This is a genomic window from Mycobacterium sp. (assembly GCF_019247615.1).
Lineage (GTDB): Bacteria > Actinomycetota > Actinomycetes > Mycobacteriales > Mycobacteriaceae > Mycobacterium.
Window position 1 is genome coordinate 1 of sequence record NZ_JAFBAT010000307.1, and the last position, 22958, is coordinate 22958.

The 22958-nt window shown below is 66.0% G+C and carries 22 protein-coding genes, 4 tRNA genes and 1 pseudogene; 16 read left to right on the forward strand and 11 right to left on the reverse strand.

Translation table 11 applies throughout. From position 1 onward, the window contains the following. Positions 1 to 351: 351 nt before the first annotated feature. A complete protein-coding gene (locus JO059_RS21400; protein WP_293322494.1) occupies positions 352 to 474 on the forward strand; it encodes a hypothetical protein in 123 nt (40 codons plus the stop codon). 95 nt (positions 475 to 569) lie between these two features. Here JO059_RS21400 and JO059_RS21405 read toward each other — a convergent pair. The 3 genes from JO059_RS21405 to JO059_RS21415 form a co-directional block, all read right to left on the reverse strand. After that, positions 570 to 646, reverse strand: a tRNA-Phe gene (locus tag JO059_RS21405). 25 nt (positions 647 to 671) lie between these two features. Beyond that, positions 672 to 748: transfer RNA gene (locus JO059_RS21410), tRNA-Asp, on the reverse strand. Positions 749 to 785: 37 nt separating this feature from the next. Continuing rightward, positions 786 to 858, reverse strand: a tRNA-Glu gene (locus JO059_RS21415). 122 nt (positions 859 to 980) lie between these two features. Between JO059_RS21415 and JO059_RS21420 the strand changes: the two genes are divergently transcribed. Together JO059_RS21420 and JO059_RS21425 are read left to right on the forward strand one after the other, a co-directional pair. Then, positions 981 to 1053 (forward strand) — tRNA-Lys (locus JO059_RS21420). A gap of 132 nt (positions 1054 to 1185) precedes the next feature. Beyond that, positions 1186 to 1983, forward strand: a complete 798-nt coding sequence (locus JO059_RS21425) for a TIGR04255 family protein (RefSeq protein WP_293322496.1) — start codon at positions 1186 to 1188, stop codon at positions 1981 to 1983. On the opposite strand, the gene JO059_RS21430 is transcribed toward JO059_RS21425, so the two are convergent. Continuing rightward, a complete protein-coding gene (locus tag JO059_RS21430; RefSeq protein ID WP_293322498.1) occupies positions 1973 to 2872 on the reverse strand; it encodes a class I SAM-dependent methyltransferase in 900 nt (299 codons plus the stop codon). The two genes, JO059_RS21425 and JO059_RS21430, sit on opposite strands and share 11 nt — an antisense overlap. A 90-nt stretch (positions 2873 to 2962) precedes the next feature. On the opposite strand from JO059_RS21430, the gene JO059_RS21435 reads away from it, so the two are divergent. Continuing rightward, positions 2963 to 3463, forward strand: a complete 501-nt coding sequence (locus JO059_RS21435) for a nucleoside deaminase (protein ID WP_293322501.1) — start codon at positions 2963 to 2965, stop codon at positions 3461 to 3463. A 148-nt stretch (positions 3464 to 3611) separates the two neighbouring features. Here the strand turns inward: JO059_RS21435 and JO059_RS21440 are convergent. Continuing rightward, positions 3612 to 4611: pseudogene (locus JO059_RS21440) on the reverse strand (oxygenase MpaB family protein). Positions 4612 to 4686: 75 nt separating this feature from the next. Between JO059_RS21440 and JO059_RS21445 the strand changes: the two are divergent. The 5 genes from JO059_RS21445 to phoU all read left to right on the forward strand — a co-directional run bounded on the left by JO059_RS21445 (position 4687) and on the right by phoU (position 10509). After that, a complete protein-coding gene (locus JO059_RS21445; protein WP_293322550.1) occupies positions 4687 to 5301 on the forward strand; it encodes a helix-turn-helix domain-containing protein in 615 nt (204 codons plus the stop codon). Between the two features lie 140 nt (positions 5302 to 5441). Continuing rightward, on the forward strand, positions 5442 to 6458 hold the full coding sequence (locus tag JO059_RS21450) for an acyl-ACP desaturase (RefSeq protein ID WP_293322503.1): 1017 nt from the start codon (positions 5442 to 5444) through the stop codon (positions 6456 to 6458). A gap of 7 nt (positions 6459 to 6465) precedes the next feature. Beyond that, entirely contained in the window at positions 6466 to 7599 is a 1134-nt protein-coding gene (gene dusB / locus JO059_RS21455) for a tRNA dihydrouridine synthase DusB (RefSeq protein WP_293322505.1), read from the forward strand. 150 nt (positions 7600 to 7749) lie between these two features. Further along, positions 7750 to 9795: an LCP family protein gene (locus JO059_RS21460; protein ID WP_293322507.1), complete on the forward strand. Its 2046-nt coding sequence runs from the start codon at positions 7750 to 7752 to the stop codon at positions 9793 to 9795. A 57-nt stretch (positions 9796 to 9852) separates the two neighbouring features. After that, positions 9853 to 10509: a phosphate signaling complex protein PhoU gene (gene phoU, locus JO059_RS21465; protein ID WP_293322509.1), complete on the forward strand. Its 657-nt coding sequence runs from the start codon at positions 9853 to 9855 to the stop codon at positions 10507 to 10509. A gap of 24 nt (positions 10510 to 10533) precedes the next feature. Here the strand turns inward: phoU and pstB are convergent, their stop codons facing one another. The 6 genes from pstB to JO059_RS21495 all read right to left on the reverse strand — a co-directional run bounded on the left by pstB (position 10534) and on the right by JO059_RS21495 (position 16270). After that, complete coding sequence (pstB, locus tag JO059_RS21470; protein ID WP_293322512.1) at positions 10534 to 11310, reverse strand: phosphate ABC transporter ATP-binding protein PstB; 777 nt, start codon at positions 11308 to 11310, stop codon at positions 10534 to 10536. A 13-nt stretch (positions 11311 to 11323) separates the two neighbouring features. After that, positions 11324 to 12238, reverse strand: coding sequence for a phosphate ABC transporter permease PstA (pstA, locus tag JO059_RS21475; RefSeq protein ID WP_293322514.1), 915 nt, complete (start codon positions 12236 to 12238; stop codon positions 11324 to 11326). Next, on the reverse strand, positions 12235 to 13281 hold the full coding sequence (pstC, locus tag JO059_RS21480) for a phosphate ABC transporter permease subunit PstC (RefSeq protein WP_293322552.1): 1047 nt from the start codon (positions 13279 to 13281) through the stop codon (positions 12235 to 12237). Before pstC ends, pstA begins: the two co-directional genes overlap by 4 nt. A gap of 44 nt (positions 13282 to 13325) precedes the next feature. Further along, positions 13326 to 14438, reverse strand: a complete 1113-nt coding sequence (gene pstS, locus JO059_RS21485) for a phosphate ABC transporter substrate-binding protein PstS (protein ID WP_293322555.1) — start codon at positions 14436 to 14438, stop codon at positions 13326 to 13328. 121 nt (positions 14439 to 14559) lie between these two features. Then, a complete protein-coding gene (gene mshD, locus JO059_RS21490) occupies positions 14560 to 15504 on the reverse strand; it encodes a mycothiol synthase (RefSeq protein WP_293322516.1) in 945 nt (314 codons plus the stop codon). A gap of 1 nt (position 15505) precedes the next feature. Next, on the reverse strand, positions 15506 to 16270 hold the full coding sequence (locus JO059_RS21495; RefSeq protein ID WP_293322518.1) for a response regulator transcription factor: 765 nt from the start codon (positions 16268 to 16270) through the stop codon (positions 15506 to 15508). Between the two features lie 184 nt (positions 16271 to 16454). Here JO059_RS21495 and lmeA point away from each other — a divergent pair, with 184 nt between their 5' ends. The 7 genes from lmeA (at position 16455) to JO059_RS21530 (ending at position 22911) form a co-directional block, all read left to right on the forward strand. Continuing rightward, positions 16455 to 17267 carry a mannan chain length control protein LmeA gene (gene lmeA / locus JO059_RS21500; RefSeq protein WP_293322556.1) on the forward strand — a complete coding sequence of 271 codons (813 nt, stop codon included), beginning with the start codon at positions 16455 to 16457 and terminating at the stop codon, positions 17265 to 17267. A gap of 67 nt (positions 17268 to 17334) precedes the next feature. Further along, complete coding sequence (locus tag JO059_RS21505) at positions 17335 to 17766, forward strand: thioredoxin family protein (protein ID WP_293322521.1); 432 nt, start codon at positions 17335 to 17337, stop codon at positions 17764 to 17766. Positions 17767 to 17991: 225 nt separating this feature from the next. Next, positions 17992 to 18462 (forward strand): DUF4395 domain-containing protein, encoded by a 471-nt coding sequence (locus JO059_RS21510; RefSeq protein ID WP_293322523.1) that lies wholly within the window; start codon positions 17992 to 17994, stop codon positions 18460 to 18462. A 34-nt stretch (positions 18463 to 18496) separates the two neighbouring features. After that, positions 18497 to 19330 (forward strand): sulfurtransferase, encoded by an 834-nt coding sequence (locus tag JO059_RS21515; RefSeq protein WP_293322526.1) that lies wholly within the window; start codon positions 18497 to 18499, stop codon positions 19328 to 19330. A gap of 1 nt (position 19331) precedes the next feature. Further along, complete coding sequence (locus JO059_RS21520) at positions 19332 to 19634, forward strand: DUF1416 domain-containing protein (RefSeq protein WP_293322528.1); 303 nt, start codon at positions 19332 to 19334, stop codon at positions 19632 to 19634. A 154-nt stretch (positions 19635 to 19788) separates the two neighbouring features. Next, positions 19789 to 20448 (forward strand): FABP family protein, encoded by a 660-nt coding sequence (locus tag JO059_RS21525; RefSeq protein ID WP_293322530.1) that lies wholly within the window; start codon positions 19789 to 19791, stop codon positions 20446 to 20448. A 93-nt stretch (positions 20449 to 20541) separates the two neighbouring features. Next, the gene (locus JO059_RS21530; protein WP_293322532.1) at positions 20542 to 22911 is read left to right on the forward strand and encodes a RyR domain-containing protein; all 2370 of its coding nucleotides are present in this window, start codon (positions 20542 to 20544) and stop codon (positions 22909 to 22911) included. The last annotated feature ends 47 nt before the right edge of the window (positions 22912 to 22958 follow it).

Here is a 22958-nt window from a genome sequence, read left to right on the forward strand (position 1 = left end):
GGTTCACCGTGTCGCGTGCTGCGCCCAAAAGAGGCACACCTACGTCAGGGGTTCGCCGACGACGCCGACCACGGTTGTCATCAAACGCCCGAAAATCCGGTCCCTGAAACCGCATATTGCCTTGTGGAGCTAAGGGGACTCGAACCTTGACCCCCACACTGCCAGGGTGAAAGGGACTGTTCTGGGCTGTTTTCGCAGCGTCTACAGAGTGGCGATCTGTCGAGCTAGATAGACAATTCTCATGCTGATGTGTCCATTGTGTGTCAGCGGGTCGTTGCATGTCTTAGGACATCGCTAGGACACGGCGAACAACACACCTACGCGTCTTTGTCTCGATCGGCCGGTGCCGACATGAAGCTGTTCCAGGTGACGATGGGACACGCCTCGATCATGGTTACCGCGCACACCTACGCCGATCTCTACGACTCCGACCTGGATCGTGTGGCGAATGCGCTCGACGGGCTCGGCGGCTGACCGTGACGGCGGATAAACGGCGTATAAACCGCGGGCTGTGGTCGATCGAATAGTCTGTTCGAGCGGGCAACAAGCCAGTGACTTGCAAACTCTCTTGGTGGCCAGGGCCGGGATCGAACCGGCGACCTTCCGCTTTTCAGGCGGACGCTCATACCGACTGAGCTACCTGGCCGGAAGGCATAACTGCCTGGCCGCGATGGCGACCCTGACGGGACTCGAACCCGCGACCTCCGCCGTGACAGGGCGGCGCGCTAACCAACTGCGCCACAGGGCCTTGCTTCAGTTATATGGTCCGCGTCGCCGCGTCGCCGTACCCCCTACGGGATTCGAACCCGCGCTACCGCCTTGAAAGGGCGGCGTCCTAGGCCGCTAGACGAAGGGGGCCAGAACCGAATCTCTCCGGGGTACTCGCAACAAGGTTACGTTGGGAGCCAAGTCAGCTTAGGGCACCATGGACCGAATCCTCAAACGAGCTTCGTTTGTCACCCAGTATTCTGAGTTGTCGCGCCCCTATAGCTCAGTTGGTAGAGCTACGGACTTTTAATCCGCAGGTCCTAGGTTCGAGTCCTAGTGGGGGCACCCAAGCCGGCGGAGCCAAGCGGCGTTGGACCTCGGCCGATGCCTGAGGGCAGGCGGCGCGGAAGCAGTAGCGTGCGCCCGAAGTGCCATGTCGTGGTTTGGCGGCCCAACCCCTTGGCTATGCTTCGCAAGATGACTGTCGATGCGGCCAACCCAAACGCGCCAGTAGCCCTGGTAACCATGGAAATCCGTCACCCAGCAACGGATTCGCTCACCGGATCATCGAGCGGAGAGCTCAGGCACCTGCTCGCCGAGCAACTCCCGATCGAACGCCAGGCGCAGGACGTGGCCTGGGGGATGGGTGCTGGCGGGAACCCGACACCTACGGCCGAGCAGTTCGTCCGTTATGTCAACCGCGATAACACGATTGCTGCGTCGATGAAGACCCAGGCCGTGGTCATCGAGACCACCGCGTACAGCAACTTCGCCGAGCTGGTCGACCTCATGATGCGAGTGATAGACGCTCGCTCCCGGGTCTCGTCGATCGTCGGGGTGGAGCGTCTCGGCCTGCGCTATGTCCTCGAGATCCGGGTCCCCGTGGGTGTCGACGGCCGCGTCGAGTGGGGTAACTGGATCGCGGAGCCGCTGCTCGGACCGCAGCGCGTGGCACCCGGCGGCCTGACGCTCACCGAGTGGCAGGGCGCCGCGGTCTTCCGCGAAGCGCAACCCGGCAAATCGATGATCGTGCGCTACGGCCCCGGCGTCGGTCAGGCCCTCGATGCCAACTATCACCTGCGCCGGACAATGCCGGCCAACCAGGGACCCTTCTTCCTGCTGGACATCGACAGCTTCTGGACCCCGACCGGTGCGATCCCCGAGTTCGACCGCAATGCGGTGCTCGCGACCTTCCAGGACCTCTACGAACCCGCTCGCACCGTGTTTCAGGAGATGCTCACCAGCCGCTTGCGGGATGGCCTGCTCAGCAGTTGAGAACCGCGTGCGTGTAGGTCACGTCGGCGAACGCCTGCGCGACGTCGTCGTCGGGATAGACAAAGCCGTTCGCCGCGTGTAGCTCCCTGACCGTCTGCGACGAGGTCCGCCAGCCGCGCTCGTCGAGGTAGTCCAGGATATGGCTGCGCTGACCGTGATAGACGAGGTCATTGAAATCGATCTCGAACCCGAGTTCGCTCATCCGGTCGTAATGCGCTCGCCACCTTTCGTCGGCGAAAACGGCGGTATCGGGCACGAATTCGAAGGCCAGGCGACTGCCGGCGGCGCTCAAAGCGGTGATGTTGTCGAAGAGCGCGTCCTGGGCCTCGTCGGGCAGATAAACCAGCAAACCCTCGGCGCTCCACGCGGCCGGGGCCTGCGGATCGAAGCCCGCGGCGCGAAGGGCAGTGGCCCAGTCATCGCGCAGATCGATGGCGACCGTGCGCCGAACGGCGGTCGGCTCGGCGCCGAGTTCGCCTAGGGTCAACGTCTTGAACTCGATCACCTCCGGCATGTCCACCTCGTAGACGACGGTTCCCGCCGGCCACGGCAGGCGGTATGCGCGCGCATCGAGCCCCGAAGCGAGGATCACCGCCTGGCCGATGCCGGATTTCGTCCCATCCAGGAAGAATCGGTCGTAAAACCTGGTGCGGCAGGCCATCCCCTGGGCCATCCGGTGTGGATTGAACTCGGAATTTCCGTCAACCGGAATCTGCCCGTTTACCAGCCGGACGTAGACGTCAATTCCGACGGCGCGAACCAATGGGGCCGCGTAGGGATCATCGATCAACTTCTCGTCGGAGGACAGCGCCCGCTGGGCGGCGACCATGGTCGCGGTCGCGCCGACGCTCGTCGCCAAGTCCCAGCGATCACGATCGGTGCGTGCCATGGTTCTTCCCCATTTCGACCCAAAAATATAGACGATCTAGTTATTACCACAGGACTGGTTCGAAGGTCCCGGAGGACTACCCTGCGACCTGTGACCGACTTTGCCCAACGGACGATCGACCTGGCCCGCCGAAACGTCTCCGAGGGCGGGCGCCCATTCGCCACCGTGATCGCCCGCGACGGCGAAGTCCTCGCCGAGAGCGTCAACAAAGTGGCCCAGACCAAGGATCCAACGGCGCACGCCGAAATCCTCGCGATCCGCGAGGCGTGCACCAAGCTGGGGACCGAGCATCTGGTCGACGCCACCATTTACGTGATGGCACACCCGTGCCCGATGTGTCTGGGCTCGCTGTACTACTGCTCGCCCAAGGAAGTCGTCTTTCTCATCACCCGCGAGTCTTATGAGCAGTACTACCTCGACGACCGAAAGTACTTCGAGGTCTCCACGTTCTACAACGAGTTCGCGAAACCCTGGGACCAGCGGCGCCTGCCGATGAGATACGAACCAAAAGAGAAGGCGGTGGACGTCTATCGGTTCTGGAACGAACGCAACGGCGGCCGACCGGAATCGACGGTCGTCCCACCGGGGTGAGGTCGGCGGCGTTGCAACGACCGCCCGCCTTCGCTGCTACCTGCGTATGCATGCGGGTGGTAGCCCCGCACCCACGAGGACGGGACCGAACACGTCATCAGCACGGGCACCAGTCCGACTCGCGGACGCGCACGGGTAACGCGCGCGCTCAGTCGACGTTCGGGCAGTAGTGCTTCGGGTTGTCGCGCTCGTCGAGTGGCGGCAGGTTGCGCGCCGGCGTGTGCACCAGCGGGGCATCCGCCGGCAATCGCCCGGCGGCACGATCCCAGCCGGCGCGGGCGCGCGGATGCTTGTGGTACCGCCCCGGGACAAAGGCGAAGACGAGACGGACGAGGTCGCCGAAGCGCCGGTGCAGCCATTCGTCCCGGCGCGACCACCGGTAGCCCATCAGCTCGCGCACCGGCGGATCGTAGAGACCGACCGTCAGCCACACAAAGAACGGCGCCAACACTGTGCGTTGCGCGGCCCATAGCCAACCCGGAAGCCATTGGGCGAAAGGAGGTTTCGGCAAGACGGTCAGATCGAGCACGGCGCGTGCCGCCCAGTTGTCCTCTAATACGTTGCGGCACATGTGGTGCCAGTAGACCTGGAAATCCTCCCAGGATGCCGGCACCGGGCGCATGCTCATGCCATACATCCGATACCACTGCACGTGCTCGTCGAACAGCTGACGCTTCTGCGCCTCGGTCAGCCCTCCGCAAAACCGTTCGGCCACATGGATGGTGCCGACGAAGAAGGTGGCGTGCGCCCAGTAGAAGACGTCCGGGTTCAACGCGTGGTAGCGGCGTCCCTGTTCGTCGACGCCCTTGATATCGACGTGGTAGTCGCGGACCTCGGCACCGGTGGCCGGAGCGCGCTGGCCGTCGAAAACGACTCCGCCGATCGGGTACAACGATCGCAATAAGCGCGGCCAGCGCTCCCGGAAAAACGTCGAATGGTCGATGACCGCCGCACCCAGTTGCGGGTGCATGTTCTGCATTGAGCCGCAGCATGCCGCGCCAGTCGCCGAAATACCGCCACGTCAAGGAATCGGGACCGAGCGGTACGGGCGGGGCGTCATAGCCCAGCGGGGACACCGGACAGCCGCCGGCGAGGCTCGCCGTCTCGGCGCTGGTCAGCGAACGGGCGGCAGAAGTATGTTTGGTCACTATTGGATTCCTGTGGCGCCGACAGATCCGACAGATCTGACTACATACGTTGTCACTTTGAAGCTTAGGAGTCATGTGCGGACCGGTCAAACACGGGGCCGGTGGACCGGCGTTCCGCTGGAGAGCCGCCTGGCCCTTCGCCGCGACCAGCTCATCGACGCCGGCGTCCAGTTGCTGGGCGGTGAGGGCGGCCCTGCGCTGACCGTCCGCGCGGTCTGCCGCAAGGCGGCGCTCACCGAACGGTACTTCTACGAAAGCTTTCCCGATCGTGACGAATTCGTGCGTGCCGTATATGACGACGTCTGCACGCGGGCCATGGGAGCCCTGACCTCCGCGAAAACCCCGCGCGAGGCCGTCGAGCAATTCGTCGAGTTGATGGTCGACGACCCGGTGCGCGGACGCGTGCTGCTACTGGCGCCTGCGGTGGAGCCGATACTGACCAAGTCGGGCGCCGATTGGATGCCCAACTTCATTGAGCTGCTGCAGCGCAAGTTGTCGCGCGTTGGCGATCCGGTGTTGCAGAAAATGATCGCCACCAGCCTGGTCGGCGGCCTGACGAGCCTTTTCACCGCGTACCTGCATGGACAGCTCGGGGCGAGCCGCGGGCAATTCATCGACTACTGCGTCAACATGCTGTTCGTCACCGCCGCGCCGTATGTCTTCCCCGCTGAGCAGGGGAAATCGGGCTAGTTTTTTACGTCGGGCCGCCCTCGTTTTACGGGGCCCGGCCGGCGCTAAACGTGACGTGCCACGCCGGAAGCAAACTTGATGCTACCGGGGGACACAGATATATTGACTGCAACCCGTAGACACAGATAACTGGAGGCCCCATGTCGGCCGAGCTGACCGACCTGCAGCTGCTGCGCGAACTCGAGCCGGTGGTCGAGAAGAACCTGAACCGTCACCTGAGCATGCACAAGAACTGGAACCCGCACGACTACATCCCATGGTCGGACGGCAAGAACTACTACGCGCTCGGCGGGCAGGAGTGGCATCCCGAACAGAGCAAGCTCTCCGAAGTCGCGCAGGTGGCCATGGTGCAGAACCTGGTCACGGAGGACAACCTGCCGTCGTATCACCGCGAGATCGCGATGAACATGGGCATGGACGGCGCCTGGGGCCAGTGGGTCAACCGCTGGACCGCTGAGGAGAACCGGCACGGCATCGCGCTGCGCGACTACCTGGTGGTAACGCGCGCGGTCGACCCCGTCGAACTGGAGTTGCTTCGCCTCGAGGTGGTCAACCGCGGCTTCAGCCCCGGCCAGAACCACCAGGGTGACCTGTTCGCCGAGAGCCTCACCCACTCCGTCCTCTATGTCAGTTTCCAGGAGCTGGCGACCCGGATCTCGCACCGCAACACCGGCAAGGCCTGCAACGACCCCATCGCCGACCAGCTGATGGCCAAGATCTCGGCCGACGAGAACCTGCACATGATCTTCTACCGCGACGTCAGTGAGGCCGCGTTCGAACTGGCCCCCAACACGGCGATGAAGGCGCTGCACCTCATCCTGCGCAACTTCCAGATGCCCGGCTTCCAGGTGCCCGAGTTCCGGCGCAAGGCTGTCTTCATCGCGGTCGGGGGCGTCTACGACCTGCGCATCCACCTCGACGAGGTCGTCATGCCCATCCTGAAGAAGTGGCGCATCTTCGAGCGCGAGGACTTCACCGGGGAGGCCGCCGAATTGCGCGATGACCTCGCCGTGCTGATCCAGGAACTCGAGGCTGCCTGCGACAAGTTCGAGGTGTCCAAGCAGCGGCACATCGAGCGGGAGGCGCGCACGGGTAAGAAGCTGACCGCCCAGGAGTTGCACAAGACCGCGGGCAAGCTGGCCATGAGCCGTCGGTAGGTGCGCCTTGCGCATCGGCCCCATCACGCTCGCCAGTCCCGTCGTGTTGGCCCCGATGGCCGGTGTGACGAACGTTGCATTCCGCACCCTGTGCCGCGAACTCGAGCGGTCCATGGTCGGCACGGTCAGCGGGCTGTACGTGTGCGAAATGGTGACCGCGCGCGCCCTCGTCGAGCGGCATCCGGTCACCATGCACATGACGACGTTCGCCCCGGACGAATCGCCCCGCTCGCTGCAGCTCTACACCGTCGACCCCGACACCACGTACGTGGCCGCGCGGATGATCGCCGACGAGGGCCTGGCCGACCACATCGACATGAACTTCGGCTGCCCGGTGCCCAAGGTCACCAAGCGCGGCGGCGGGGCCGCGCTGCCCTTCAAGCGGCGGCTGTTTGGCCGGATCGTCGCCGCCGCCGTTCGGGCGACACAAGGCTCCGGCATCCCGGTCACCGTCAAGTTCCGCATCGGCATCGACGACGAGCACCGCACGCACCTGGACGCCGGCCGCATCGCCGAGGCAGAGGGCGCGGCCGCGGTCGCCCTGCACGCACGCACGGCCGCGCAACGGTATTCCGGCGCAGCCGACTGGGAACAGATCGCCCAGCTCAAGCAGCACGTCCGGAGCATCCCCGTGCTCGGCAACGGCGACATCTACGAACCCAGCGACGCGCTGACGATGATGGCCAGCACCGGGTGCGACGGCGTCGTGATCGGCCGCGGATGCCTGGGCCGCCCCTGGCTTTTCGCCGAACTGTCGGCGGCGTTCACCGGCCATCCATCCCCTCCCCCGCCCACGCTCGGTGAGGTCGCCGACATCATGCGGCGGCATGCGCGACTGCTCACCGCACATTTCGGCGAAGACAAGGGCATGCGCGACATCCGCAAGCACATCGCCTGGTACCTGCACGGCTTTCCCGCCGGCTCGGCGTTGCGGCGAGCCCTGGCGACGGTCAAGGCGCTCGATGAATTCGATTCTCTGCTGGATCAATTGGAGGGCGCAGTCCCGTTTCCAGACGCGGCGACCGGCCCTCGGGGCCGCCAGGGTTCACCCGCCCGCGTCGCCCTGCCCGACGGCTGGCTGACCGACCCCGACGACTGCACGGTGCCCGCGGGAGCGGACGTCATGCACTCGGGCGGCTGAAGCGTCCACGCCTGAAATCGCTTCCGGCGGGATAACTCAGTACGATGTGGGACTTGCGCATCGCGATGCAGCGGGGGTGTGTGCGATTCGCGGATCTTACGCGGTAACACCCCTTGACGTCCGCAGCAGACTCTCGGAGGCCGATAGGACATGGGTGACGGCGGCAATGACGCCACTCTTGACCATCGACGCGCAATCGGTACCGGCGACGCTCGGCTGACCACCGGTCGGCGGTCGGCGCCGGGCGCCGCACCCTGGGAGCGGTTCTCGGAGCCCGCGTTCGGCGACGACATTTTCCGGTGGCAGGCGCAGACGCACCGCGCAGCACCCGTCGACGACGACGAGGTCGGGTCCGAGAGTGGCGGATGTCACGCGAGCGGCGCGGTCACCGTCGCCGACTTGATCGCCAAAGTCGGGACGCCCACTCCCAAGCGGTCCCGCCGCCACCACGTAGCCCCCGAGGCGGAAACGCCCACGCAGGTCGTCCCCGACGCGGTTGAAACAGAGGACACCGAAACAGAGGTCGCCACGGAGGTTCTCGACCTCGCCGCCACCGATCCGCAAGGCAGCGAATCCCCACTCCACGGCACGGGGACCCCGAAGACCCGCGAGTCGAAAACCCGATCCCGCCGGCCGATGCTGCTGGCGGCGCGGTCGCTGGCGGCAGTGCTCGCGGTGCTCGCGCTGGCGACCACGGGCGGGGCATGGCAGTGGAGCACGTCGAAGAACGCGCGGCTCAACACCGTCAGCGCGCTCGACCCCCATTCGGGCGACATTCGCGACCCCAGCGGGCAGTACGGCGACGAGGACTTCCTGATCGTCGGAATCGACTCGCGCGCAGGGGAAAACGCCAACATGGGCGCCGGCAGCACCGACGACGCCGACGGCGCCCGATCCGACACCGTGATGTTGGTCAACATTCCCGCGAACCGCAAACGCGTGGTCGCGGTGTCATTCCCCCGCGACCTCGCGATCACCCCCATGCAATGCGAGGCATGGAATCCGAACACCGGCAAGTACGGACCCATATACGACCAGAAGACGAAGACCTGGGGCCCGAGAATGGTCTACACCGAGACCAAGCTCAACTCGTCATACGCCTTCGGCGGACCCAAGTGCCTGGTCAAGGAAATCCAGAAGCTGTCGGGATTGAGCATCAACCGGTTCATCGCCGTCGACTTCGCCGGTTTCGCGCGGATGGTCGACGCCCTCGGCGGCGTCCAGGTGTGCTCCAGCACCCCGCTGCACGACTCCGAGCTGGGTACGGTGCTCGACCACGCGGGACGCCAAGTAGTCGACGGCACAACCGCATTGAACTATGTGCGGGCCCGACAGGTGACCACCGAGGTCAACGGCGACTATGGACGGATCAAACGGCAGCAGTTGTTCCTGTCGTCGCTGGTGCGGTCGCTGATCTCCGAGGACACGCTGCTGGATCCCAACAAGCTCAACAAGGTCGTCGACATGCTCATCAGCGACACCTACGTGGACAATGTCAAGACCAAGGACCTCGTCCAGCTCGGCCAATCGTTGCAGGGCATGGCGGCCGGCCACATCACGTTCGTGACCGTCCCGACCGGTGTGACCGACCAGAACGGCGACGAGCCGCCACGGGTGTCCGATATGCGGGCGCTTTTCGACGCGATCATCAACGACGATCCACTTCCGGAGGAAAACGACCAGAACGCCCGAAGTTTGGCGGCCGCCCCCACGTCGGCGCCGACGCCGGGGCCCACCACCAAACAGTCGCCCACGCCGGTTGCCGCCCCCGAATCCGAGCGCCGGCAGGTCACGACGACCTCGCCGCACGACGTCACCGTGCGGGTTTCCAACGCGACCGCGCAGAGCGGTCTGGCGACATCCGCAAGCAGCCAGCTCAAACGAAACGGCTTCAACGTGATGACGCCCGACGACTACCCGAGTTCGGTGAGCGCGACGACCCTGTTGTTCTCGCCCGGCAACGAGGAGGCCGCGGCCACCGTGGCGTCGTCGTTAGCGAATGCGAGAGTCCAGCGGGTGTCGGGCTATGGGCAGGTCGTTCAGGTGGTGCTCGGCCCGGATTTCAACTCGGTCGCCAGTCCCGCACCCAGCGGCTCGTCGATCAGCATGCAGATTGAGCGCGGCTCCGGGAACGCGCCGACCAGGCTCCCCGAGGATCTGGCGGTCACCAACGCGGCCGATACGACCTGCGAGTAAAGAATTTCGGCGGCAGGGCGCCGCCGTTTTCCGCGTCCAGAACGTAGGCTGGGCAGCATGCGGACCGCCTACCATGAGCAGCTCGCAGAATTGTCCGAGCGCCTCGGCGAGATGTGCGGGCTGGCGGGTACGGCGATGGAGCGGGCGACCCAGGCGCTGCTGCAGGCCGATCTGGTGCTGGCCGAACAGGTGATCTCCGACCACGAAGAGATCGCCACGCTGAGCGCCCATGCCGAGGAAAGCGCCTTTGTGCTGCTGGCGCTGCAGGCGCCGGTCGCCGGTGATCTCCGGTCCATCGTCAGCGCCATACAGATGGTGGCCGACATCGACCGGATGGGCGCGCTGGCCCTGCACGTCGCCAAGATCGCCCGACGACGCCATCCCCTGCACGCGCTACCCGAAGAGGTCAACGGTTATTTCGCCGAAATGGGCAGGGTGGCGGTCGAATTGGGTAATAGCGCGCAAGAGGTGGTGTTGTCGCGGGACCCGGAGAAAGCCGCCCAGATCGCCGAGGAAGACGACGCCATGGACGACCTGCACCGCCACTTGTTCTCGGTGCTGATGGACCGGGAATGGAAGCACGGCGTGGCCTGCGCCGTCGACGTGACGTTGCTGGGACGGTTCTACGAACGGTTCGCCGACCACGCGGTCGAGGTCGCGCGACGCGTCATCTTCCAGGCGACCGGCATCCTTCCCGAGGAGGACAAGAGGTAGCGGCGTCGGCCGGACCGCGGAGGATCAGCCGAAGCGGCCGGAGATGTAGTCCTCGGTAGCCTTTTGCGTGGGGTTCGAGAAGATCTTCTCGGTGTCGTCGATTTCGACCAGTTTGCCGGGTTTTCCGACGGCTTCGAGGTTGAAGAACGCGGTCAGATCACTCACCCGGGCGGCCTGCTGCATGTTGTGCGTGACGATGACGATGGTGTAGTCCTGCTTCAATTCACTGATCAGTTCCTCAATGGCCATCGTCGAGATCGGGTCCAGCGCCGAACACGGCTCGTCCATCAGCAACACATCGGGTTGCACGGCGATGGCCCGCGCGATGCACAGCCGCTGCTGTTGGCCACCGGACAGGCCGCCGCCGGGCTTGTCCAACCGGTCCTTGACCTCGTCCCACAGGTTGGCCCCGCGCAGCGAATACTCCGCCGTTTCGTCGAGCAGCTTGCGATTGCGGACGCCTTGCAGCTTCAGCCCGGCGACCACGTTGTCGCGAATGGACATGGCGGGGAACGGATTTGGTCGCTGGAACACCATGCCGATTGCCCGGCGCACGCCGACCGGGTCGATGCCGGGAGCGTAGATGTCCTGATCGTCGAGTAACACGCTGCCCTCGACCCGGCCACCGGGAATCACCTCGTGCATCCGGTTGAGGGTGCGTAGCACCGTCGTCTTGCCGCAGCCCGACGGACCGATGAACGCCGTCACGCTGCGCGGCAGAACCGTCAGCGTCACATCCCCCACCGCTTTGAACGACCCGTAGTAGATGTTTACTGCCTTGAGGTCCAACCTCTTCGCCACTGAGTGCTCCTGACTACCGCTTCTGGGGGGCGTAGATTTTCGCGATCACTCTAGCCCCGACATTGATGAGCGCGATCACCAGAATGAGGGTTAGCGCCGCGCCCCACAACCGATCCGTCGGCACGGGGTCGACGCCTGCGCCGGCCGACGTCTGGTTGTACATCATTCCCGGCAGTGACCCCATGAAGCCGCGGAAGATGTTGTAGTTCATCGACTGCGAGTAAGCGACGAGAATCAGCAGCGGCGCCGTCTCACCCATCACTCTGGCCACCGCGAGCATTATCCCGGTGATGATGCCGGACAGTCCGCTGGGAACCACGATCCTGGCAATGGTCTTCCACTTCGGGATCCCCAGCGCGTAACCGGCCTCACGAAGGTCCACCGGAACGATGCGCAGCATCTCCTCGGTGGCCCGGATGATCACCGGGAGCATCAACAGGACCAATGCCAGCGACACCGCAAACTGCGAACGCGGAAGGCCGAGCGTCGCCACCCACACGGCGTAGACGAACAGGGCCGCGACGATCGAGGGCACGCCGGACAGGATGTCCACCATGAATGTGACCAGCTTGCCTAGCGAGCTGCCGCCGCCGTATTCGACGAGGAAGATCGCCACCATGAGGCCGATCGGGATCGAGATGACGGCGCACACCAGTCCCTGCAGCACGGTGCCGACGATCGCGTGGTAGGCACCGCCGCCGGCCACAAACGCCGTCATACCCGCTTGTGAATGCGTCCACCATGCCGTGGACGCAATCAGCCTGCACCCCTTGGTGATTACCGAATACAGCACCCACGCCAGCGGTGTCAGGGCCAGCGCCATCGCGAGCGTCACCAACACCGCGGCCACGATGTCGGCGATCCGGCGGCGGGGGCCGATTTCTGAAAACGCCCGCGGCTTGAGTGGGCGGTCCAGCAGCGATGTCATCGGCCGCGCCGTCCGCTTCCGACTCGGGCGACGGCACCACGTGCCAGGGCGTCGACGAGAAAGGTGAGCAGGAAAAGGACCAGCCCCGCCGCGATATACGCCCCGGCTTGAAATTTGTCACCGAATTGCGACGCGGTGGCCGCGATTGCGGTCGCGAAGGTGGACCCGCCGTCGAACAACGACCAGCCGAACGCCGCTCCGGTGCCCCGCAGGATCACCAGGAGCGCGACCGTCTCGCCCAGGGCGCGGCCCAGGCCCAGCATTGCGCCGCTGACGTATCCGGACCGCCCGAAAGGCAGCACCGTCAACTTCACGACTTCCCATCGGGTCGCGCCGATTGCCAGCGCCGCCTCGATCTCGTCACGCGGCGTCTGGACGAATACTTCGCGGGTGACCGCGGTGATGATCGGCAGGATCATCACCGCCAACACGGTCCCACCGGTGAAGATGGTGCCTCCGCCGGCCACGGACCCGTTTCCGTCCGCGAACAGAAAGCACCAGCCCATGGTGTGATTCAGCCAGGTGGCGGCCGGTCGGAGGTGCGGCGCCAGGACGTGCAGCCCCCATACGCCATAGACGATGGAGGGGACGGCGGCCAGCAGATCGACCGAGTACGCGAGGGGACCGGCCACCCGGCGCGGGGCGTATTGGGTGATGAACAGTGCGACCCCCAGGGCGGTCGGCATGGCCACGATCAGCGCGAACAGCGACACGAAAACGGTCACTTGCAGCAGCTCGAGGATCCCGAAATGAATTGCCGAGGGGCCGGCAGTGGTCCACGTGCCGCCGTAGCTGAAGAAATTCTCTTGATTTCGCGTCAGGGCCGGCATCGCCCACAAGAGCAGGAATCCCCCGATGGCGGCGATCAGCACGGCGATCAGCCAGCCCGAAGCCTGCGCCAGCAGCCGAAAAACCCTGTCTCCCAAGCGGGGTTTCGCACGTCCCCATGGGCTGATGGGCACCACGGGCGACTCGGGAAAGGGCGCGGCCACGACCGCACCGGAGCCCGCTGCGGAGGGGTTTGGCCCTGGAGACGTTGTCAGTGTGATCCCGTCACAGTTTTACTGTCGCTGCTCTGACCGATTGGCTACTGGATCGCGTTGATCGCGGTAACCAATCGCTCCTTGACCTTATCGGGCAGCCGGACATAGCCGGCGGAGTCGAGGCCGTTCTGCCCGTCGTTGGCGGCCTCGATGAGGAATGACCTGACCGCCGCGGAGGTGTCCGGGTCATACCCCTTCGAGCACACGATCTCGTAACTGGCGAGCACCAACGGGTACGTGTCCGGCCGCCGGGCCGTGTACATCGGGTTCAGATCCAGCACCAGGTCATTGCCATCGGCCACGAAGCCGGTCGCACGGATGGCGTTGCGGGCTGTGTCGGCGTCGAGCACGACCACGCCACGAGCGGTGCCGATCGCCGCGTACGGCAGACCGGCTTGGTCGGCGAAGCCTTTCTCGACGTATCCGATGGCGCCCGGTGTGGCCCGCACGGCCTGCACGACGCCGGGCGATTTCGCGGCCCCTTCGCCGACGCCGCCTCGAAATTCCGTGCCGACTCCTCTCGCCCAGCTCTGCGGGGCCGCGGCCGTCAGGTACTTCTGCACGTTGTCGGTGGTTCCCGACGAGTCCGCCCGGTAGATGGGCACGACCTTGGTGTCGGGCATCGTGACGGCGGGATTCAGCGCCGCCAGTATCGGGTCGTTCCAAGTGGTGATTGCGCCGCTGAAGAGCTTGGCCAGGGCATCGCTGTTGACCACCAAACTTCGCACTCCGGGCAGGTTGTACACCAGCGCGACGGGGCCGAAGACCAACGGCAGGTCCCATGCGGGGTTTCCGTCGCACCGTTTGGCGGCCGGACCGAGCTGATCCGCTACCAGCGGTGAGTCCGTTCCCGCGAAGTCGACATGGCCGGCGATGAACTGCTCGCGACCGGCGCCCGAGCCCGTGGGCTGGTAAGACACGGCCTTGCCCGGGCACGTCCGGCCCCACGCCTGGTTGAACAGCTCGATCGCGTTCTGCTGGGCAGTCGAGCCTTCGGCCTTCAGCTCGTTCTTGCCGCCGCATCCCGCCGCCCCGGCGGCCGCCGAGCCGGACGGCGCCGAGGCGGCGCGGCGGCCGGCGTCGCTCCCGCACGCGCTCAAGGTCCCAACGCTGATGGCCAACGCGACCGCCGCCAGCGTCCTGCCCACATGGTCGATCGTCACTGATCTCGCTTTCCGGCGAGTCTCCAACGCGTACCGGCGCCGCCGGCGTCGGTACCACCCAGCGAAGTCCGTGGACATGAATGCGACATGAACGATTGGCGCCCGGGGCTTTCGATCAGCCGGTCGCGGTGGCGTAGGCCGTGTCGACGCTGTAGGTGGTAAAGCCCAGACGCTCGTAGGTGCGCAACGCGGCAACGTTGTCCGACTCCACGTAGAGCATCACCGTGGGATTGGGCGAACCGCCCAGCCGCCTGGCAAGCGACTCGACGCCGATGGCCGTCAACGCCTGCCCGAGCCCACGGCCCTGCGCGGACGGGTCCACACCGACGACGTAGACCTCGCCCAGGCCCGGTTGTTCGGCGTGCACCTTGGTCCAGTGAAAGCCCAGAAGCCTGCCCGCATCATCGCTGCCGGGGGTGCCGAACGCCAAGAACAAGCCGTCCGGGTCGAACCACGGTTCCCCGCGCCGCTCCGCCAGGTCGGCTTCCGTCCACCCGCCCTGCTCGGGATGGTTGGCGAACGCGGTGTTGTTGACCCGCAGCAGCTCGGCGTCGTCGGCCGCGCCCCGATAAGTGCGGATCGCCACCGCGGGCACGGCGGGCACCGCGCCGGCAACGTCGCGCAACGTACGTCGCATCTGAACGAGTTCGCGCACCGGGACTAGACCCAGCGCCGAAGCGGTCGCCCGCGCCGGCGCCAGCGTGCCGTGCGCCCAGAATCGGTTGCGCGCGGCGGTCCTTGCCATCGCCGCGCGTCCCATGGCAGCGCCGATGCCGCGCCGGCGGGCCTGCGGATGCACCACCAGTTCCGCCATCCCGGCACCCCCGTCGCGCTGAGGGCTCAGGTTGAGATAGCCGACGATCGCGGTGTCCGTCGGGGAGCCCGAGCGTGCGCCGCTGACCACCAGGTGCCCGGTGCGGTCGTGCCCGAGCTCACGCAGCACCTGTTCCCCGACCGGCGCTACCCCGTCGAATTCGGTTGCGGCCGAGACGAGTTCGCGCACCGCCCGCTGTTCATGGGCGGTCAGCGCGGAACGCCACTCCGGCTCAGATCCGAGCACGTCACTGACTGCGGAGCGGATCGCCCAACGGCTCGGGCAGGTCCTCGGATGCGGTGTCGTCGACCTCGTCGGGCTCCGCAACCGGCGCCCGGCCACGCGCCGGCCGGACGGCCTTGTAACCCACGTTGCGCACCGTGCCGATCAAAGCCTCGTATTCGGGGCCTAATTTGGCCCGCAGTCGTCGTACGTGGACGTCGACGGTGCGGGTGCCGCCGAAGAAGTCATACCCCCACACCTCGTGCAGCAGCTGCGCACGGGTGAAGACCCGGCCGGCGTGCTGGGCCAGGTATTTCAACAATTCGAATTCTTTGTAGGTGAGGTCAAGCGGTCGGCCGCGAAGTCTCGCCGTATAGGTGGCCTCGTCGATCACCAACTCGCCGAGGCTCACTTTGCCCGCGCTTTCCTGGTCGGCGAGCCCCCCGCGGCGCCCGACCACCAGCCGGAGCCTGGCGTCGATCTCTGCGGGTCCGGTGCTCGGCAGCAGAATCTCGTCAAGTCCCCAGTCGGCGTTGACGGCCACCAGGCCGCCTTCGCTGACCACGGCCAACACGGGGACCGACCGGCCCGCCGTGCTCAACAGCCGGCAAAGCCCCCGGGCGGACGAGAGCTCGGTGCGCGCGTCGACCAGCACGGCGTCCGCCGTCCCGGCCTCGAGCAATGACGACGGCTCCGGCGGGGCGGTCCGGACGGTGTGGGACAACAGCGACAACGACGGCAAAACCGGGTCGGGATGCAGTTCCGAGGTAAGCAGTAATAGCTCCAACAAGCCCCTCCTGCCCGTGGGAAAGGCATCTCCCAAATTTCAAAACGCCACGACCGTTAGTTACCAGGTCATCCAACGATAACTTGACACCTGGTTTTATGGAGCAACGTGTGAGTCACTGTGAGCCCCGCCACCCGACGGTGCGGCAGAACTGAAGACAAAGAACCGGCCGCCCGTGAGCCACAATGTGCGGATGCGCAAGGTGCTGGTCGGGGTGCTGGCGGCGGCTTCGGCCGTGGCCGCCGTCGCCATCGCAGCCGTCGGCGTCGACTACGGAACCAGCATCTACGCCGAATACCGGCTGTCGTGCACCGTGCGCAAAACGGCGCATCTGAGTTCCGACCCGTTCGTCGCGATCCTGGCTTTCCCGTTCATCCCGCAGGCGTTGCGCAGGCATTACAGCCAGGTGGAGATCAAGGCCAACGCCGTTGACCACCAGATGGTCGACAAGGCCACCCTCGAGGCGACGATGTACTCAATAGACCTGACCTATGCGTCCTGGCTGATCCGGCCCGATGCGAAGCTGCCCGTGGGCAAGCTGGAGAGCCGTATCATCATCGACTCGACCCACCTCGGCCGCTACTTGGGCATGACGGACCTGATGGTCGAGGCTCCGCCCAACGAAACCAACACCGCTACCGGCGGTGTCACCGCGTCGGGCATCTCCGGCAGCCACGGGCTGGTGTTCAGCGGCACGCCGAAATCGGCCCACTTCGACCGCCGGGTCAGCGTCTCGGTGGATCTCTCCATCGCACCCGATGACCAGGCGACGCTGGTTTTCACCCCCACCGGCGTCCTCACCGGGCCCGACACCGCCAACCAACCCGTTCCCGCGGACAAGCGCGACGCCGTGCTGCATGCCTTCAGCGGGAGGCTGCCGAACCAAAAGCTGCCCTTCGCGGTGGCCCCCCAGAATGTCGGTGCGCGCGGCTCCGACGTGATCATCGAGGGCATCGCCTATGGATTAACCCTCACGCTCGAGGAGTTCAAACAGTCATGACGCGCGCCGGAGGTGCACAGCGAAGCCATCTTGGGACCCCACTCGCGTCGCGGGAAGAGCGGCGCGCATGACCACGGTCATCGCCGCGACGGTGGGCGCGCTCGCGGTGGCGTGCCTGGCCGGGTGGTTGCTGACCCGGCGGTCGGGAAATGTCCGCGAGATCTCCGCGGAGTCCGCTGGGGGCGTTGAGGCAGCCGCCGCGGATCTGGGCCTTTCCCGGACCGGGCCGACCGTCGTCCACTTCAGCGCCCCGTGGTGCGGGCCCTGCGACCGCGTTCGCCGGGTGGTCGTCCAGGTGTGCGAGGACCTCGGCGACCTGGGGGACGTAGCCCACGTCGAAGTCGATCTGGACGCCCACCCGGCGACCGCCCGGCGATTTTCGGTGATGTCGCTTCCCACCACGTTGATCTTCGATGCCGACGGCCGCCAGCGATACCGCGTGTCCGGGGTGCCCAAGGCCACGGCCCTGCGGTCCGCGCTGGAGCCGTTGTTGGCTTGAGCCCCGTGTCATTGGGTAAGCTTGCCGGCGTGTCAGCCCGCCTTGAGCCCGTGCTCACCAAGCGCCGCGCAGTCGAGCTGTGCTGCACTGCGGGTTGTTGTTGTCGCTGTAGCTGTTGACCAGCCGCGCCCGGCGCGCGCTTGGAGCGGCTTCGAGGCCTACTCAAGCCTCCAAAGGCATGCCTTAACCTTTTCAGCGCAACAAGAGTTTTTTAGGAGCAGTACCGTGCCGAGCAGCAACACCACAGCGCCGCCGGACCGCGTCGACGTCCGGGGACCACGGTTCGCCGCCTGGGTCACCACCGTGGTCCTGGTGCTCGCGCTCCTCGTTTCGGCAGTCAGCCCGCCAGCCGCCGCCCTTGTGCTCGGTGTACAGGGGGTGATCTTCGCGATCGGCGCCGTCGGCGGTCCCCGGCGGCACCCCTACGGCCGGGTGTTCGCCAGCGTCGTGGCACCGCGGTTGGGACCGGTCAAGGAGCGCGAACCGGACGCGCCACTGAAGTTCGCCCAGCTCGTCGGTCTGATTTTCGCGGTCGCCGGCGCCGCCGCATTCGCGTCGGGCGCTGTACTTCTCGGGGTCGTGGCGACCGCGGCCGCGCTGGTGGCCGCCTTCTTGAATGCGGCCTTCGGCATCTGCCTGGGCTGTCAGCTCTACCCGCTGGTCGCGCGCCTGCGACGGGCCGCCGATCCCGCGTAAACCTGTTCGAGCAGCAACCGAAAGGATTCCCCACATGGCACGCTCCGACGTCCTGGTCTCCGCTGACTGGGCTGAGAGCAATCTCGACGCACCGAACGTCGTCTTCGTCGAAGTGGACGAGGACACCAGCGCCTACGACACCGGCCACATCGCCGGCGCGGTCAAACTTGACTGGCGCACCGATCTGCAGGACCCCGTCAGGCGCGACTTCGTCGACGCCCAGCAATTCTCCAAGCTCCTGTCCGACCGGGGCATCTCCAACGACGACACCGTGATCCTCTACGGCGGCAACAACAACTGGTTCGCCGCGTACGCCTACTGGTATTTCAAGCTGTACGGCCACGACAAGGTCAAGCTGCTCGACGGCGGCCGCAAGAAGTGGCAGCTCGACGGGCGCCCGCTGTCCACCGACACCGTCAACAGGCCGCCCACCTCCTACACCGCAGCCCCGCCGGACAACAGCATCCGCGCCTTCCGGGACGAGGTCATCGCGGCCATCAACGTCAAGAACCTCGTCGACGTGCGCTCACCCGACGAGTTCTCCGGCAAGATCCTCGCGCCGGCGCACCTGCCGCAGGAGCAGAGCCAGCGGCCGGGGCACATCCCCGGCGCCATCAATGTGCCCTGGAGCAAAGCCGCCAACGAGGACGGCACCTTCAAATCCGACGAGGAGCTGGCCAGGCTCTACGCCGACGCCGGACTGGACGGGACGAAGGAAACCATCGCGTATTGCCGGATCGGAGAGCGTTCGTCGCACACCTGGTTCGTCCTACGGGAATTACTCGGGCAAAAAAACGTCAAGAACTACGACGGCAGTTGGACGGAATACGGCTTCCTCGTGGGCGCCCCGATCGAGTTGGGAAGCTGATATGTGCTCTGGACCGAAGCAAGGACTGACGTTGCCCGCCAGCGTCGATCTGGAGAAGGAAACGGTGATCACCGGCCGCGTCGTGGACCGCGACGGGCAGACCGTCGGCGGCGCGTTTGTCCGCCTGCTGGACGCCTCGGACGAGTTCACGGCCGAGGTGGTCGCGTCGGCCACGGGTGACTTCCGGTTCTTCGCAGCCCCGGGATCGTGGACGCTGCGCGCCCTGTCCCCGGTCGGAAACGGCGACGCCGTCGTGACGCCGTCCGGCGCCGGCATCCACGAGGTGGACGTCAAAATCGCCTGAGCAGGCCGGGCACTGACCGCGATGTGCCCGGGAGCCCGCCGGACGAATAGACTCGTGCCGTGGTGCTCTTCTTCGAGATCCTGCTGGTCGTAGCGGTGGTAGTCATCTCATGGTTCGCGCTGTACACGCTCTACCGGCTGATCACTGACGAGTCGTGACCCGCCCCGGCGACGATGACGGGCCGGCCGGCTCGGGCGACCGTGCCGTGGCAGCCGCCGCCGAACGCGCGAAGGTGACCGCCGCGCGCAACATCCCCGCCTTCGACGATCTGCCGCTTCCCGCCGACACCGCGAACCTGCGCGAAGGCGCCAACCTCAATGACGCTCTGCTGGCGCTGCTGCCGCTGGTCGGCGTGTGGCGCGGGGAGGGCGAGGGCCGCGGGCCCGACGGGGATTACCGGTTCGGCCAGCAGATCGTGGTCTCGCACGACGGCGGCGATTATCTGAATTGGGAGGCCCGGTCCTGGCGGCTTGACGAGACCGGCGAATACCAGGAGCCCGGCTTACGCGAGACCGGGTTCTGGCGTTTCGTCAGGGATCCCGACGATCCGACGGAGTCCCAGGCGATCGAGTTGTTGCTGGCCCATTCGGCCGGCTATATCGAGTTGTTCTACGGACGGCCGCGCACCCAATCGTCGTGGGAGCTGGTGACCGATGCGCTGGCCCGCAGTCGGTCGGGCTTGCTGGTCGGTGGGGCCAAGCGACTCTACGGCATCGTGGAAGGCGGCGACCTGGCCTATGTCGAGGAGCGGGTGGACGCCGACGGCGGCCTGGTTCCGCATCTGTCGGCGCGGCTGTCGCGGTTCGCCGGTTGAGGGTCCTGTTCCCGCACCGCAATCAACGCATCAATAGCCGCGCTCGGTGTCATCATGTGCGGTGCGGCACCCACCACGTCAGGAGGTCAACCGATGCGTCGTAGTGTGGCGACCTCCCGTCCCGCCCGCTGGGTCGCATCGGTGGTGGGACTCCTTGTGCTGTGCTGCCTGTGCCTGCTGGCGTTGCGGCCCTCCACCTCGAACGCCTTACCGGCGTGGTTGAGGTGGTTCGGTCAGCCGGGATCGGGGCCGACCCTTGCGGTGACGTTGGCGGTTCTGACTTTTTGCCTGCTGTCCTTCAGGTCGGCCGGTGCGGGCCGCAGGGTGGGCATCTCGTTCACCGTTATCGCGGCCCTGATCAGCGTGACCGCCGCGTTGGGGCTCAGCTCCTACTGGTATTGCCACGACGTCGACCATCCGGCGATATTCACCCCGCTGATGGCGACCGCCTCATTGGTCAAGGGAAGCACCAGTGACTTCTCCCTCGGGGGGCGGGTCTGCCCCACCCCGACCCCCGTCGCCCTGGAGATGGCGCGGGTCACCGCCCTGGCCGCGATCTTCACCGGACTGGGCGGCGTCGTGGTCGGAGTCTTTCGCTCGCAGGTGGACCGGTTGCGTGCCAACCTCGCGGACTCCGTCACCGCCATCGTGGGTACCGACGACGACAGCCAGGCAGTGGTCAGTGGCGTCACAAGCACGTCGGACCGACGCGGCACAGTGGTCCTCATCACGAATGCCGGGGATGACCGCGTACAGCGGGCCCGCAGGCAGGGCGCGCGGGTGGTTCTCGTAGATTTCAACAACCCGTCGACCTTGGTGTCGCTACGGCTATGGCGCCGCCTGGGCAGGTTGTATCTGATGTCGCCCGACCCGGCGATCAACCTGTTGTGGCTGGACCTGATCAGTCGCCGACTCTCCGAGGTGAACCACAAGAACCGATTGCCCCTCATCGTCCGGATCGACGACCCGTGGCTTGCGGAGGCTTGGCGGGCCCAGCAGTTCGGCGGATCGGACACCCGGTGGGCGGCCGATGTGGTCGGCAAATACGAGGTGACCGCCAACAGGCTGCTCGACGGGATCATTGCGGCCGGAAGCACACGGCGTGTATTTGTCTGCGGCACTTCGCAACTGACCTTGGCGCTGTGCGCCGGCTTGACGCGACGCGCCCTCGAACGCGACTTCTACTCGCCACCCGGCGCGGCACCGCTGCCAGCGCTCACGCTGGTGGAACGCGACGCCGACGACTACCTCAAGGATCATGAATTCTACCGTCGGCAAGCAGGTTTCGCGTCCAACGGACCGGTGATTGACGCCGTAGCCGAGGCGCCGACGATACCCACGTTGCTGCGTTTGCTGGGTGACGCCGACCCGGGGGAATGCGCGGTGATCTTGGTCCAGACGCATGCCGCGACCGCAACCAGGCTGGCTGCCCGCTTCCCGGAGATGCCCATCTACGCATCGGATCTCAACACCAGCATCGCTGATGATGCGATCCAGGTCGTCGGCATGCTGCAGTCCTACTCCCTCTCGCTGGACACACGCGAGGGCCAGATACAGGATGCGTGGGAACGCGCGGCCAGGCTGATCCACGAGCGCTATGTCGCGACCATCGACCCGCTGGCGCCGCGATCACCGGCCGCGGTTCCCTGGGCGGAGCTCAGCGAGTTCTATCGCGGGTCGAACCGCCGTCAGGTGCGCAATGCGCTCTGGATGGTCGAACAGATCGCGGGACACACCTGGAACACCTGGGGCAGTCCGCCGGCCCAGCTTTCCGGGCGCGACATGGCCGATGCGCCGCCCCTGCAACAGCTCACGCTCATGGGTTTCGACCACCACTCGGCGATGGGCATGGCACGGGCTGAACACGAGGACTGGTGTCGCTATTACCGCCGTAACGGCTGGAAGTACGGTGCAAACCGCGACGACGCTCGCAAGATCCACGACAAGTTGGTCGACTGGTCGGCAGTCGAAAGCGATCCGGAACTGCTCGGCGCCGCGGTGCGCAGTCTGGCGGCGACGCTGTGGAGCCTTCGCCAGCTCGGCTATCGGTCCCGTCCGTTATGGCGGACCTTCACCCGAGTAGGAACCGTCAGCGCCGAACAACGAAGCGCGCCATGGACTTGGGAGTCTGACTCCGGACAGACCATGCATGCCGCCGCCGGAGACTGGGCCGTACGAGAAGACGGAAAGCTCTGGTCGGTACGCGAAGACATCTTCCGGGACACCTACGAGCCGGCCGGGGACGGCCTCTGGCGCAGAAAGGGACTCGTTCAAGCGCGCCCGGCGCACCCCGGCGAGACCGTCGATACCCTCGAGGGACCCACCACGGCGTCCGGCGGCGATTGGGTGGTGCGGGGAAAGAACGGCGAGCAATGGCCCGTTCCCGGTGAGGAGTTTGCCCGTCGTTATGCCCAAGTTCGTCGTTCGGAAGCGGCCGACATCCGCACCGACGGCGGCGAATAGGCGATCCGGGGCTGCGTGATCTCGGGATCCAAACTGCACCGATGGAT